We start from the raw sequence: 13,442 nt of genomic DNA on the forward strand, positions 1-13,442 counted from the left end.
AATACCCGCGCGGCACACCTGGCGTCTGCCGCTTGCCATCCACCTGCACCATTCCCGCCGGCTTCCGTCGGCAACGCAACGGCTCCTCAAGCGTTCCCGCCCGGCCTCGAGTCCGACCGCACGCCAGGTCGAACGGCACTCATTCAGTCGCCCGTATTCCCCGACCGGCCGCCTCGCCCCATGCAATTTCGGGCCAGGTCAGCCGGAGCACCACCGTCGCCCTTCCTCTGACCTTGCGGAACACTCCTCGCCGTCCTGTCCTGTCCCGGCCTTGGGCGCTCTCCCCCGAAATGCCTGTCACGCTGGAGTGACGAACCTCCTGCCGCGACAGGCCCTTCAAGAACAGCCGGCGGGAAAACGGATCGAGCCCGCCTGCGTACCGTCAGGCCGTGTGCAGCGTCAGTCCGTACCGGTTCAGGATCTCGTTGATCGGCTGATGCCAGGTTTCGCCACCGCTGCTGCAGTTGCCCCAGCCGCCCGACGTGACCCCCTGGGCCTGGTCCCCGCTGATGAAGGATCCACCCGAGTCACCCGGCTCGGCGCAGACGCTCGTCTTGGTCATCTGGTAGACGGCCCCTTGGCTGTAGTTCACGGTCTCGTTCGTGGCCAGCACGTTGCCGCAGTGCCAGTGGGACGTGGAGCCGGAGCGGCAGATGGAGGCACCGATGGGTGCCTCTGCGGAGCCCCTGACCAGTTGATCGGAGACGGCGCCCCAGCTGAGGACCACGGGGACCGTCCACCAGCCGTTGCCCACGCTGACCCAGGCATAGTCGTCACCGGGGAAGGACGATCCCTGGAAGTTACCGATGGCCGAGCCGTCCCATCCGCTGACCACCGCGCCTGCCTGGCCGCAATGCCCTGCCGTGACGAAGCCGCCGTACACGGAGAAGCCGATGGAGCACCGGACGTTCCCCGTGTAGTACGGGTCGCCGCCCACGGTCCCGGCAGAGAAGGTCCTGGGCGCCTCGGGCGTCCGCTTCACCTGGACGGGTCCGGCCTTGCGGGCCTGTTCGACGAATTCTCGGACATCGTTGTCACCTTCTGCCGATGCGACGACGTTCACGACGACCCGGTTGGCCTTCGGGTCGACATGCCAGCTGCTGATGCCGTCCGGCGCGGATAGCCTGTCGAGCTGCGCCTTGGCCGCGTCGAGCTGTCGTGTGCTGTGACTCACCAGCCGGGCGCTCGCACCGGCCGCTCCTACGGCGTCGGCCCTCTTACCGTCGGTGACGGCTACGATGAGTCTGCCCGTGGCCGGGTCGAACCATGAACCTGCGTACGAGGATCCGGCGGCCCGTTGCGCCTTGTCCTGTACGGCTATTGCCGTCTTCTCCGCAGCCAGACGCGCCCTGGCCTGGCTTTCCGTCAGGCCGAGATCTCTCCGCAGGGCGGAGATCAGTCCGGCGGACGCCTGCGCTTGAGCGGTATCGGCACGGAGAGCAGTGGACTGTGAGTTCACGGCGGAGGCAGAGGCAGAGGCGAGACCTAGGGTCGCCCAGGCTCCGACGACCAGAGTGGCGGCAAGGCTCGCGCTTAAGGCTGTCATGCGTCTCAAGGGAATGGCCCTTCTGTCGTTCCGGCATCGTGGGGAGGAACAGCAGGCGTCCGAGAGGTCCGCCTGAGAGCGCTCTCAGAGCATGCCGCAACGGACTGTAACCCAGAGCGCTTATCAGGTCCATGCCAATGAATACTTCTGGACCTATCCTCCTGTCAGGCGCTCGCGCGTGTCCGGCGCGGAAACCGCCGCCGCGAATCACGCGAAAAGCAGCACACTTCCCCTCAGGAGCCCCGCCATGACACCCCCCCCCGCCGACAACTCCTCTTCCTGGTCCGGGCTTTGGAACGGTTCCCCACGAATCCCGCATGTACCTCTCGACGAGGAGACGCGACGCAGCTCCGACCTTCCCGGGACGCTGCTGCCCGCCCCGGCGGGCATGAATCACCCGGTGATCTTCAAGCCCGCTCTGAAGCAGTTCACCAACGCCTACCGGGCAGGGGAGCCCGAGTTCGACGGCGAGGGCGAGGGCGAAGAGATGGGCCGGGCCTGGCGCCGGGCGCGGCGTACTGCCCTGGATACGGTCCTCGCGGCTGTCGCGGACGGCCCGTGGGGCAGGCATCTTGTGCTGCGTGGCAGCGCGTTGATGGCCACCTGGTTCGGGGCGGCTCGTGAACCAGGCGACCTGGACTTCCTCGTCGTGCCTCAGGACTGGGCCATGGACGGCCCCCGGGCCTCGGGTCTGTTCGACTCGATCGCCCGGGACGCGGCAGCCGCCGCCCGCGGCTCTGTCCGGATCGACGCGGCCGGCATGGTGACGGAGGACATCTGGACGTATGACCGGGTTCCTGGCCGCCGTATGCTGCTGCCCTGGACGGCCCCCCGTGTGCCCGGCGACACCGTACAACTCGATGTGGTGTTCAACGAGACCCTGCCTGCCCCGGCAGCAGTCATTGATCTTCAGCCTCTGGGAGACGGTCCCGGGTGCCGCGTACTGGCCGCATCCCCCGAACTGTCACTGGCCTGGAAGCTGCTCTGGCTGATCACTGACGCGTACCCGCAGGGCAAAGACCTGTACGACGCCGTCCTGTTGGCGGAAGCCACTCCACCACGGTACGAACTGGTGCGGGACACCTTCGTCCTCGGGGGTACCGAGGGACTGCGGCCCGCCGGTACCTGGTGGCTCGACTGGTTGGACGTGGAGACCGGTTGGGGACACTTCATCGCCGAACACCCGTGGGTCACGGAGAGTGCCGCGAGCTATCGCGAACGTCTGGCTCGGGCACTGGCACCGCTGTTGGAGACGGCGGTGCAACCGGAGGAGGACCCCTACAGCCAGTGGGCCCGGTGGCTGAAACCGCTGGTGGAGTCCGCGCGCACGACGGCCGCCGAGTGCCGTGCAGCCGGGCTCCGGCACCTCGCCGAAGGCGGAGGTGCCGGACTGGCGGCAGCCGTCGTGATCGTACGAGAGCTCGCCGGGAGTCGGAGTCTCGGGCTGGACGACGCCCTCGCCACTGTTCTGTCCCATGAGGACAGCTGGCACTACTGGCGGGAGAATCCGGGCGCGTGCGTCCGGATTCTCGACGTACTGCGCTGATGAGCGACTCCGCAGGTCTTTCACCGGGCCGGCTCCCGGCACGGCTGCTTGGTTCAGCCGGCCTGGCCGATCGCGCTGCGCAGCATGGCGACTGTCGTCGCTGCCGCCGCGCGCTCCGCGCCATCCTCCGTCGCACGCACCCGCGCCTCCAGGAGCACCGCGGCAGCCTGGAGGACTCCCACCCGGACGGGAACGCTCTGCATGGCCGCAAGTACGGCCGCCGCATGTTCGGCCGGGGTTGCGGTCGCGGCCTGTGGAATGAGGGTGGAGATTCCGCGCCCGAGCGCACGGTCACGAGGCGGCTGAGCCGCGGCTGTGGTCACCCGGGAAAGTCTGCCGCACCGGACTCGGGGAAGTGCTCAGCGACCTGACCGCGGTTCTTCGGGCCCTTCGTGGACATGGGCGTGCACTCGCCTCAACAGGGCTGCCAGCTGCGCCTGTTCGGGGCTGGTCAGGGGGGCGAGAAGTTCCTGCTGCACAGCCAGGGCCTCGGCCTGCAGGTCCGCCAGCATCGCGCGGCCCGCCCGGGTGGGCGTGACGGTCACCCGGCGGCGGTCGATGGTATCGCGAGCCCGGTCCACGAGTCCGGCCACCGCCAGATCGTCCACGATCTTGACCATATCGCTCCGGTCGATCCCGAGCCGTGCCGCCAGCTCCCGCTGCACATGAGGGCCGAAATCGACCAGAGCCGACAGCACGGCCATGTGCCAGAGCCGCAGATCGCGCTCGGCCAGTCGCGCTGCCAGTCGGCTCCGCGCGGCCTTGCCGGTCTTGGACAGCAGATAGGTCGTGAGTCCCAGGAGGCTGGGCGGGGTCTCGCTCATCGACGATATCTTAGGCTTCACCCAATGATGGGTCTTCACCTACTAACTGGAGCACGTCATGGATGCCTTGCACCCGCGTCTGCTGGTCAGCAGGTTCACCGACCACTTCCGCTTCTACGATGCGGTGCCGCCCGCTCCGATCGGGGCGACCCGGGCCAGTGGCAGCGAGTCCGGCCCGTACGCACACTGGGACGTCGACGGCCAAGACCCGCTTGCGTGAGGGTCTGGATCACTCCACAAATACGTGGGCGGCGTGTAAGCGGGAGTTGACGCCGCTCTCGCCGTCGCGGTGGGCGGGCGCGCTCACCAAGGCCACGCATGATCAGTGGGCGCTCTCCCGGCGCGGACAGTTGGCACACGTCCAGAACCTCGAAACCACGATCAGGACTCGCGCACCGCCTGTCCCTGTCCGTCGGGGAGAAGGGCAGCACGCGGGCTCCGGGCGGCCTCCGCTCCCGGCGGGAGCGGCACGCCAAGACGCGCCGCCTGGCGGAGCAGGAGGACCGACTCGCCGTGGTGCGGGCAGACCGCGAAGCCGGACGCCTCCACGTCGTACGCGGGGGTAAACGGCCGGCCCGCGCCGGCAGAACCTCAACTCCACGCAGCTCACCGAGGCCGAATGGCGGCAGCTGTGGGAGGCAGAACACTGGTTCCTGTCATCGGATGGTGAGTCGGGGAAGCGGTACGGGAACGAGATGCTCCGTGTTACCGCCGACGGTGAGGTCAGCATCGAACTGCCCGCCCCGCTGACGGAGTACGCCAACGCCCAGCACGGCCGGCACGTCCTTGCCGCACGTGTGCGGTTCTCCCACCGGGGCACCGAATGGCGGGACCGGATCGAATCGAACCGGGCCGTCTCCTACCGCATCCACCATGACGTGCAGCCCGGGCGCTGGTACCTGACCACCTCCTGGCCCTACCCGCCCGTCAGACCATCCCCATCGAAACAGCATTGGCGCACGGTGTGATCGGTGTGGACACCAACGCCGACCACCTCGCCGCCTGGCGCCTCGATCTCCGCTGCAACCCGATCGGCCGGCCCCGCCACTTCTCCTACGGCCTCAGCGGCTCGGCCGGCCACCGAGACGCCCAAGTCCGCCATGCCCTGTCGCGGCTGCTGAACTGGGCGAAAACGTGCCGGGGGAAGGCGATCGCAGTCGAAGACCTCGACTTCCAGGCGGAGAAGACCCGCGATGAGCACCGCGCAGGTCAGCGGTGCCGCGTCCAACGGGTCGATGCCGGCGGGCACCGGCACCACATACGTTCCGTGCGCCAGTGCGTACTCGGCATGACTGCCGTCCACGGAGTAGCCGCTGTTCTGCTGCTTCAGGCAGAGCGTCTCCCAGCCGGAGATGCAGTAGTCGCAGTGTCCACGCGCCTCTCCGAGCCAGGGGATGGCCACTCGATCCCCCACTGCAAGATGCGTGACCTGTTCACCGGCCGCTTCGACGATGCCGATGCCCTCATGGCCCGGCGCGAACGGCGGGCTGGGCTTGACCGGCCAGTCGCCCTGCGCTGCGTGAATGTCCGTGTGGCACAGCCCGGAGGTCTCCATCCGCGCCAGGACCTGGTGCCCGGCCGGCGTCGGCACGGGCCTCTCCTCGACAACCAGCGGTTCGGTGAAGCTGCGGACAACGGCGGCTTTCATGGATGACTCTTCCGCTTCGATCGCGCACGTCCGGCTCAGCAGCCACCCCCCACCACCACAGAGGGGTACAGAAGCCTCGAAACAGAGTAATCCAGGTGTTCGGATTTCACTTTTCCGTGCCCCCTGCCCGATGTTCCGTGCCATGCTGCGTGCCCGCTCGCCGATGCCCGATCGCCGGCCGCACGGCCCGAGCGGCTACCCCTGAGCCCAGTCACGCATGGCGGTCCGCGAGGAGAAATCGGCGACGTCCTTGTCGAGCGGCCGGTCGGTGTACTGATGAATGCGCCAGGACGCCTCGATCCTGGGCTTCCCCGCGGTCACGTAGTCCGCTATCCACAGGCCGTCCCCCGCATACGACGTGGTGTCGTGATGAAGCCAGAAGTAGCGGTTGCAGTACAGCAGAACCTTGTGATGGGGCCTCAGGCGCTTGACCTCACGGATGAAGCCGTCCTTCTCGGAATTGCTCGCCCGCGTGCCCTCGCCATTCTCTTCCCAGTCCACCGCGAGCAGATCACCGGCCTTCTCCGGAGCCTTGCTCGCGAAGTACTCCGCCTGCGCCGTGATGTTGCCCGGCCAGAGAAAATGGTAGAAGCCGACCACGCATTCTGCGTCCCTGGCACGTTTGACCTGCGAGGTCAGGTGCGGATTGACGTACGAACGGCCCTCGGTGGCCTTGATGAAGACGAAGTCCAGTCCGTCCGTGTCGAAGGACGACTGATACGAGCTGACATCGACGCCATGCAGCATGGGCACCGCCTCCAAGCGGGCTCGGTGATTCCGTTCCTCTTCCTGTACGTGCCCGCAGTCGTCCGGTCCCATCCTTCCGGTGAACGGGCGAATCGTTTTGCCATTACCCGGAATATGGACCCGCAGTGGGTAGTTGGTGAACCGGCGAGACCACGTCACGTACCGCAGGCACCATCGGAAGGTCGGATCCATGAAGATCGGCATCATCGGAGCGGGCAACATCGGCGGTAACCTCACCCGGCGCCTCACGGCGCTGGGCCATGACGTTTCCGTCGCCAACTCGCGCGGTCCGCAGACGCTCACCGCGCTCGCCGAGGAGACCGGAGCCACCCCGGCCACCTCCTCGGAGGCTGCTCGGGGAGCCGAGATCGTTGTCGTCACCGTCCCTGTCAAGGCCGTCCCCGCTCTGCCCTCCGGGTTCCTCGACGGGGCCGCAGAGGGGGTCGTGGTCATCGACACGAACAACTACTACCCGCAGCAGCGCGACGGCCGCATCACCGCGATCGAGGACGGTCTGGCGGAGAGCCGATGGACCGAGGAACAGATCGGCCACCCGGTGATCAAGGCGTTCAACGGAACGTACGCGCAGGACATCCTCGCCAACGGCCTCCCGAAGGGCAGCCCCGGCCGTCAGGCGCTGCCGGTGGCTGGTGACGACGCTGCAGCCAAGCGGGTCGTACGTGACCTCATCGACGAGCTGGGCTTCGACACCGTGGACGCGGGTGGCCTCGACGAGTCCTGGCGGCAACAGCCCGGCACGCCGGTCTACGGCCATCAGGGCGATGCCGAAGCCGTCGCCAAGGCGCTCGCCGAAGCGTCCCCACAGCGCACGGCGGAGTGGCGTGCCTGAAGGCGCGGGGCACCGGCAGTCAACGGGTGCCGTGTCGGTGACGTCCAGCTGGGCTGCGACGGCCCGGGCGGGGTACGCGGCGACCATGTCGTCGAGGTCTTCGGGCCGTCGCCACGACCGTGCCCCTGGCGGCCGGAGCGGCGGCCGCGATCGAACGGCCGGAGCCGGAAGACGCTCCGGTCGACGGCACGGACAACGTCCTGGTGCAGGGTTTCGCCCGGGTCGTACGCGAACTGGCTTCTTCCGCCCCGGTGGTGCCCGACGGTCGGCCCGGTACTACTGAACGTCGTCCGGACGCGCCGGAAGACTGTCCATGAACGAGCTGACGGAGAAGACCGCGCGCCCCGGGCCGGGCGGGCCGTAGCCAGGGGGCGAGCTGAGCCCGTACTCCTCCATGGTCGCGCGGTAGGCGTCCAGCAGGCGGATGTGGTACTCCAGCGGCGCTCCGTCCGGGTTGGTCTTTCCGAGCGGGGTGGTGGGCTCCGGGCACCAGGTGGTGAATCGCGGAGTGATGCCGTGCGACATGAAGAACCGCAGGCCCTCGGTGGTCGAGTCGATGGCCTCCTTCACCGTGGTGAAGCCGAAAGGCTCGGCCATCTCCACGCCCGCCACGAAGTTGGGGATGACATTGCGGGGGCCGAAGACCTCGGCGGAGTCCAGAATGCGGCGGTGCCACTCGTCGCGGCCCACGTAGCGTTCCTTGCCGGGGCAGTAGAGCTCGAACAGCCGGCGGTCCCACACCTCGTAGTTGGGGTGGTAGATCTGGACACCGTAGTCGTGGAAACGCTGCACATCGGCCTTGGGCAGGGCCTGGGCGACAACCTTGCCGATCCATCGACCGGGGAAGCGCTCCTCGATGGCCTTGGCGTACTGCCCGTAGAAATCGGCCTCGTCGCGGCCGCCGATGTGAGAGGTGATGGCACCGCCGGTGAGGGTGTAGGCGGTTGAGGTCTTCGCGGTGTCGTACTTGTCGATGATGGCCAGTGCCTCCAGGACCTCCTCGACCGGCTTCACACCGGTGTACGGGCGTCCCGCCGCCTTGTGCTGGCGCCAGTTGTGGTTGATGTCGCAGTACTGGCACTCCTCCTTCGCCCCGAAGTACTGGCAGACCCGGAATACCGTCAAATAGACGAGGTAGCCCCACTGGATGGTGGGCGCGACCTCCATCACGGACTTGCCGTTCTCAAGGGTGTGCCGGTAGTAGTCCGGCATCGGCGGCAGGCCGACGTCGGAGATCCGCCTGTCGTCGAGGTACAGCCCGAGCACGCCGTCGTCATCGGCCGCGACGCGGTACGGGGACGCCGGGTTGACCCGAACCGACACCACGGTCCTGCGCAGTTCGTACGGACCTCCGGTGAGCACGATCTCCTCCGGCGGACGGCGGAGTGCGGCCGCGCCGAGCTCGGGGAGTGTTCCGTGGTCGAACGAGAAGATGAAGTAGGACTTCGGCTTGACATCGCCGCCCTCGTTGTCGCTGAGGGCGGACTCGTCGAACGCCACGCCGCCGCGCAGCAGATCTTCCTTGATGACGGCTTCCCGGGGCACGTGCGGGAACTGCTCCATGAGCCGCTCGATCAGGCGGGTGCGGCTCCCGTCGGCGCGGCTCTGCTCTGTGCGGCTGCGGTCGGTGCTGCTGGGCATGTGCGGGACTCCTCGGTCCGGTCGTCGAAGGCGTTCCGGGTACGCCACACTGTGCAACGAACCACGGGCGTCGGCCGTGCCCCGCCGCACCGGCCGATTCGTTCCGACACGGCAAAGACGGTGTCCGGGCCGTCAGAATCGCGGTCCGGGCCGGGAATCACCGGTGCCAGTGCGTGGGGCGGCGGAGCGCGGGCGGGATCTTCGTCGTCGCGTCGCCCCTGGCCGCATTGAGCTGAGCCTGGGTGAGGAAGAGACTGCCGGTGAGGTCGGCGCCGGCCAGGCCGGCGTCCCGGAAGTCGGCCCCGATCACATCGGCCAGACGCAGATCGGCGCCCTCGAGGTCAGCTGCGATGAGGTACGCGCCCCGCAGATCGGCGCCCTGCAGATCGGCGCCTCTGAGCCGGGCTCCGATGAGGTCGGCGCCGCGGCGGTCGCGCTTCTTGCTGCGGGGCACCGTGGCTCGTACGAGTTCGCTGGTACGAAGCAGCAGGGCGGCCACGTCGTCGCGGTGTGTGGCCACATCCAGGTCCGTGAACGCGTCCGCCGGGAGATGGGTGAGGCGTTCCGTTTCGTCGAGAGTGCGGCGGATCTCGCCGTGCAGGGAGCGCGCCGGTTCGAGGGACAGCGCGTCCGTCAGGTACCAGAGGAGTTCATGGAGCTGTCGCATGACCGGGAACACCTGGAACATCTGCTGGGCGGTCTGCGGGGCCCTGCGCCAGTCCTGCCCGTCGAAGGTCTCGTGGGAGACCTTCTGGCCGGCTCCGAAGCAGTCGTACACGGTGCAGCCGGGAAAGCCCTGGGTCCGTAGTTCGGTGTGAATGCCGCAGCGGAAGTCCTCCTGCAGATTGCGACAGGGCTTACCGGCATCCTTGTTGATCGCGAAGTCCGCGGACCGGGTCAGGGTCAGTGCGACGCAGCACAGCCCGAAACAGTTCGCACAGTCAGCGCGCAGCGAAGCACGATCGGTGCGGTCGGTACCGGGGCCTTGGACATTGTCGGGCACAGTGCGTGGATCCTCTGGGTTACGGAGCTGTGGACGGTCGACCCTATCGGTATCCGTCACCCGTTCGCGCCGATTTCGTGATCGCTCCCAAACGCCCAGGCCGCCGTAGCGTCCGTTACACCCTGTTCCCTTGGTGAAAAGAGCGCCTCTTCATGCGTGTACGTACATTTGCCGTCTCGCCCTCCTCTGCGTCCCGCCGGGGCCCGCTCATCCGCAGACTCGTCGTCACCCTTCTCCTTCCGCTGCTCACCGTGGCGAGCAGCGCACTGTTCGCCGGCACTGTCTGACCCACCGCATCCCACTGGTGCCGCGCGGGGCGGGCACCGGGCTCTCGGGTGGGGCGAACGCCGTCGACGGGGCGATCGTCCTGTCCTTCGAGGACATGAGCCGCATCGTTCACATCGACACCGCGGAGCGGCCGGCCGTCGTCCAGCCGGGGATGGTCAACGACGATCTGCGGGCGGCCTGCGCCGAGCACGGGTTCCGGTACCCGCCGGATCCCGCGAGCTCGCCCTGGTCGACGATCGGCGGGAACGCCGCGACCGACGCCGGCGGCATGCACTGCGTCAAGTACGACGTGACACTCGACTATGTGCTCGGTCTCGAAGTGGTGAATGGGCTCGGCGAGGTCGTGTCGCTCGGCCGACGCACTGCGAAGGGCGTCGCGGGATACGGCGTGGCCGGGCTGATGGTCGGGGCCGAGGGCACCCTTGGCCTGATCACGGAGATCACGGTGCGACCGCGCCCGGCACGGCCGCAGGAGATGGCGGGGTACTTCTCGTCGGTGGTCGCGGCGGGAGAGGCGATGATCGCCGTGACCGTGTCGGGCGTGATCCCCTCCGCGCTCGAACTGGTCGACCGTCACTCTCTCGCCGCCGTCGACACGTGGAAGAGAATGGGACTCTCCGCCGACGCGGACGTGGTGCTGCTCGGCCGGGTCGACGCCCCGGGCGCCGAGGGCGACAAGGAACTGGGCTCCGCGGTGCTCGGCGTGCATCACGCGGTGAAGGCGGCGCTGGACCCGCATGGCATCCTCAATCCGGGCAAGGTGCTCGGCATGGCCTGGTCGTCGCCGCCCGGTGAAGGTGACGCTCCGCGGGCGTAGACAGGGCGCATTGCGCGGAGGCGGGTTCGGCCACCCGGTCGGGACGGTCGATGCCTCGCGCCCGAGCCGTTGTCAGTGGGGCGACGCACACTGGCAGCAGCACGGCACGGGCGAAGGGGACGCTGATGGACACCGAGCACGAGACCGGGTTCGAACCGGCCACCGGGGACGGCCCGAGGAACCCGGTACCGGACGGGAAGCGTGACGCCTCGGTACGGGCGGCGTTCGAGGGGATGCTGCAGATCCGGCGGCTGACGAACACCGGGCACGCGAGCCCGGAGGGCGTACCCGCTCAGTGGGAGACCCACCGGCCGATACGGGCCATCGCCCTGGCACTGGAGGCGTCAGGCCTTGCCGCCTCGGCCGTTGACGACTCCGGCCTGCGTACGGCAACCGGGTACCGCCTGGAGCGGGGTGAGGCGCCGGGCAGCGTGAGGGTCGAGTGGCTCGGTCCGCCCGGCAGCGGGGCCGCCCATGCGGAGGAGGGCGAACTGGCCCGGTGCGCGGCTGTGCTGCGGGAGTTGGGCTGGACGGTGCTGCTGTACCGCGGGCCGCGGCGCAGAAGATTTCTGGAGGTCGAGCCACCGACCGGTGTCCGACGGCCGAACGGCGGCTAGTGGGCGACCTCGCGCCGCTGTGGGAGCGCGTTGTCAGACCCATGGGGGATGCTGGTGGGTCCGACACCTCTGACCGGGAGATGCTGAGATGCGCAATGACGAACTCGCCGCGGCCCAGGCGTATGTCCGACTGCTGGAGGCCACTCGGGCCGCGCTCGCGGAACCTGACGAGAGCCCCTTGTACATGCCATTGCTCGCCTCGCCGATCGCGGAGGCCGATGGCGCGCTGGAGCGTGCGGGGCTCTGCGGCAACGAGTCCCGGTTCTTCGATCTCGTGCGCTCGCTTCGGCCGAGCATGTCCGGCAGCGGTCGCTGAACGGATCTGCCGAATGGCACCGCGGTTGCGGTGTTCTCCAACGCCGGGCGGACCGGACCGGAAAGTCCCGCCCCGTCCGGCGTCCGGCGGTCGTAGCCGTCCGTCGTCGCGTTGTCGCTCTTCACCTCGTCACTCCGATGCGCCACCATGCTCTGAACGAGTCAGCGGGCAGGACGGTCTCAGGACCATCCCGAGCGCACTCGATGCCTATGTCGGCCCGAACCCAATCGCTCGTCCCGTGGTCAACCCCCTCTGCGAGTGCGCCCGCCCGATCCGTTGGGTGAATTGATTCAAGCCAGGAAGAGTACACACCTAGCCGCTTGACTGGAAGCTTGCGTCAATCCTGGCGTACGGTCCAGATGAAACGATTCACATCGTCCGAACGACCACGGTCGCTGGATGACTCCGCTTGTGAGGTGTTCATGTCTGATGTGTCGGCCGTCAAGGCAGCTCTGAGGTCCCAGGTGATCGAGACACCGTCGTGGGGGTACGGGAATTCCGGGACGCGGTTCAAGGTGTTCGCACAGCCAGGAGTGCCGCGCGACCCGTTCGAGAAGCTGGAGGACGCGGCGCAGGTGAACGCGTTCACGGGTGTGGCACCGAAGGTTTCGTTGCACATTCCGTGGGACAAGGTCGAGGACTACTCAGCGCTGACCCGGCATGCCGAGGATCTCGGGCTGCGGATCGGTGCGATCAACTCCAACGTCTTCCAGGACGACGACTTCAAGCTGGGATCGGTCACACACCCTGACCCGAAGGTGCGCCGCAAGGCCACGGACCATCTGCTGGAGTGCGTCGACATCATGGACGAGACCGGGTCCCCCGATCTCAAGCTCTGGTTCTCCGACGGCACGAACTATCCCGGGCAGGACGACATCGCGGCCCGTCAGGACCGGCTCGCCGAGGCGCTGGCCGAGGTGTACGAGCGGCTGGGCGACGACCAGCGGATGCTGTTGGAGTACAAGCTGTTCGAGCCGGCGTTCTACACGACCGATGTGCCGGACTGGGGAACGGCGTACGCGCACTGCCTGAATCTCGGCCCGAACGCTCAGGTGGTCGTGGACACCGGGCACCACGCACCGGGCACCAACATCGAGTTCATCGTGGCGTTCCTGTTGCGTGCGGGAAAGCTCGGCGCGTTCGACTTCAACTCCCGGTTCTATGCCGACGACGATCTGATGGTCGGGGCCGCCGACCCGTTCCAGTTGTTCCGGATCATGCACGAGGTGGTCAAGAACGGCGGCATGAAGCCCGAGACGAACGTCAACTTCATGCTCGACCAGTGCCACAACATCGAGGCGAAGATCCCTGCCGTGATCCGGTCGGTGGCCAATGTGCAGGAAGCAACCGCCAAGGCATTGCTGATCGACATGGACGCGCTGAGCGCCGCGCAGCAGTCCGGCGATGTGCTGGCCGCGAACGGTGTCCTGATGGACGCGTACAACACCGATGTCCGTCCACTGCTCGCCGAGGTGCGTGATGAGATCGGGCTGGCCAGGGATCCGTTCGCCGCATATCTGGCCTCGGGCAATCAGGAACGGATCGCGGCCACCCGGGTCGGTGGCGAACAGGCCGGCTGGGGCGCCTGAGCCCCCGTCC

At 67.9% G+C, this 13,442-nt stretch carries 14 protein-coding genes and 2 pseudogenes; 9 read left to right on the forward strand and 7 right to left on the reverse strand.

Translation table 11 applies throughout. The annotated features are described in order from the left end of the window. Positions 1–382: 382 nt before the first annotated feature. The gene (locus tag IEZ15_RS34290) at positions 383–1,546 is read right to left on the reverse strand and encodes a S1 family peptidase (protein ID WP_189280836.1); all 1,164 of its coding nucleotides are present in this window, start codon (positions 1,544–1,546) and stop codon (positions 383–385) included. 247 nt (positions 1,547–1,793) lie between these two features. Here IEZ15_RS34290 and IEZ15_RS34295 point away from each other — a divergent pair, with 247 nt between their 5' ends. After that, positions 1,794–3,092, forward strand: coding sequence for a nucleotidyl transferase AbiEii/AbiGii toxin family protein (locus IEZ15_RS34295; protein ID WP_189280837.1), 1,299 nt, complete (start codon positions 1,794–1,796; stop codon positions 3,090–3,092). A gap of 53 nt (positions 3,093–3,145) precedes the next feature. On the opposite strand, the gene IEZ15_RS34300 is transcribed toward IEZ15_RS34295, so the two are convergent. Both IEZ15_RS34300 and IEZ15_RS34305 read right to left on the reverse strand, forming a co-directional pair. Then, the gene (locus IEZ15_RS34300) at positions 3,146–3,415 is read right to left on the reverse strand and encodes a hypothetical protein (protein WP_114248592.1); all 270 of its coding nucleotides are present in this window, start codon (positions 3,413–3,415) and stop codon (positions 3,146–3,148) included. Between the two features lie 36 nt (positions 3,416–3,451). Then, positions 3,452–3,916, reverse strand: a complete 465-nt coding sequence (locus tag IEZ15_RS34305) for a MarR family winged helix-turn-helix transcriptional regulator (RefSeq protein WP_189280838.1) — start codon at positions 3,914–3,916, stop codon at positions 3,452–3,454. Positions 3,917–3,974: 58 nt separating this feature from the next. On the opposite strand from IEZ15_RS34305, the gene IEZ15_RS34310 reads away from it, so the two are divergent. Next, on the forward strand, positions 3,975–4,136 hold the full coding sequence (locus IEZ15_RS34310) for a hypothetical protein (RefSeq protein ID WP_229846305.1): 162 nt from the start codon (positions 3,975–3,977) through the stop codon (positions 4,134–4,136). Next, positions 4,120–5,159: pseudogene (locus tag IEZ15_RS45500) on the forward strand (IS200/IS605 family accessory protein TnpB-related protein); the annotation flags it as partial. The gene IEZ15_RS34310 and the pseudogene IEZ15_RS45500, both read left to right, overlap by 17 nt. Here the strand turns inward: IEZ15_RS45500 and IEZ15_RS34320 are convergent. Both IEZ15_RS34320 and IEZ15_RS34325 read right to left on the reverse strand, forming a co-directional pair. Then, positions 5,118–5,564: pseudogene (locus IEZ15_RS34320) on the reverse strand (alcohol dehydrogenase catalytic domain-containing protein); the annotation flags it as partial. The pseudogenes IEZ15_RS45500 and IEZ15_RS34320 sit on opposite strands and share 42 nt — an antisense overlap. A 195-nt stretch (positions 5,565–5,759) precedes the next feature. Then, complete coding sequence (locus IEZ15_RS34325; RefSeq protein ID WP_189280840.1) at positions 5,760–6,311, reverse strand: glycoside hydrolase family 25 protein; 552 nt, start codon at positions 6,309–6,311, stop codon at positions 5,760–5,762. 136 nt (positions 6,312–6,447) lie between these two features. Here IEZ15_RS34325 and IEZ15_RS34330 point away from each other — a divergent pair, with 136 nt between their 5' ends. After that, on the forward strand, positions 6,448–7,161 hold the full coding sequence (locus IEZ15_RS34330) for an NADPH-dependent F420 reductase (protein WP_268250466.1): 714 nt from the start codon (positions 6,448–6,450) through the stop codon (positions 7,159–7,161). A gap of 276 nt (positions 7,162–7,437) precedes the next feature. On the opposite strand, the gene IEZ15_RS34335 is transcribed toward IEZ15_RS34330, so the two are convergent. Together IEZ15_RS34335 and IEZ15_RS34340 are read right to left on the reverse strand one after the other, a co-directional pair. Beyond that, a complete protein-coding gene (locus IEZ15_RS34335; protein ID WP_189280842.1) occupies positions 7,438–8,802 on the reverse strand; it encodes a radical SAM protein in 1,365 nt (454 codons plus the stop codon). Positions 8,803–8,959: 157 nt separating this feature from the next. Further along, entirely contained in the window at positions 8,960–9,805 is an 846-nt protein-coding gene (locus IEZ15_RS34340) for a pentapeptide repeat-containing protein (RefSeq protein WP_189280843.1), read from the reverse strand. Positions 9,806–9,957: 152 nt separating this feature from the next. Between IEZ15_RS34340 and IEZ15_RS46540 the strand changes: the two genes are divergently transcribed. The 5 genes from IEZ15_RS46540 (at position 9,958) to rhaI (ending at position 13,432) form a co-directional block, all read left to right on the forward strand. Continuing rightward, positions 9,958–10,092 (forward strand): hypothetical protein, encoded by a 135-nt coding sequence (locus tag IEZ15_RS46540; RefSeq protein ID WP_268250464.1) that lies wholly within the window; start codon positions 9,958–9,960, stop codon positions 10,090–10,092. 17 nt (positions 10,093–10,109) lie between these two features. Beyond that, positions 10,110–10,910: an FAD-binding oxidoreductase gene (locus tag IEZ15_RS34345; protein ID WP_229846306.1), complete on the forward strand. Its 801-nt coding sequence runs from the start codon at positions 10,110–10,112 to the stop codon at positions 10,908–10,910. 125 nt (positions 10,911–11,035) lie between these two features. Then, a complete protein-coding gene (locus IEZ15_RS34350) occupies positions 11,036–11,527 on the forward strand; it encodes a hypothetical protein (RefSeq protein ID WP_189280845.1) in 492 nt (163 codons plus the stop codon). An 88-nt stretch (positions 11,528–11,615) separates the two neighbouring features. Then, the gene (locus IEZ15_RS34355; RefSeq protein ID WP_114248585.1) at positions 11,616–11,843 is read left to right on the forward strand and encodes a hypothetical protein; all 228 of its coding nucleotides are present in this window, start codon (positions 11,616–11,618) and stop codon (positions 11,841–11,843) included. Between the two features lie 422 nt (positions 11,844–12,265). Continuing rightward, positions 12,266–13,432, forward strand: coding sequence for an L-rhamnose isomerase (rhaI, locus tag IEZ15_RS34360; protein ID WP_189280846.1), 1,167 nt, complete (start codon positions 12,266–12,268; stop codon positions 13,430–13,432). Positions 13,433–13,442 lie beyond the last annotated feature (10 nt).

Source organism: Streptomyces atratus (assembly GCF_014648655.1).
GTDB lineage: Bacteria > Actinomycetota > Actinomycetes > Streptomycetales > Streptomycetaceae > Streptomyces > Streptomyces atratus.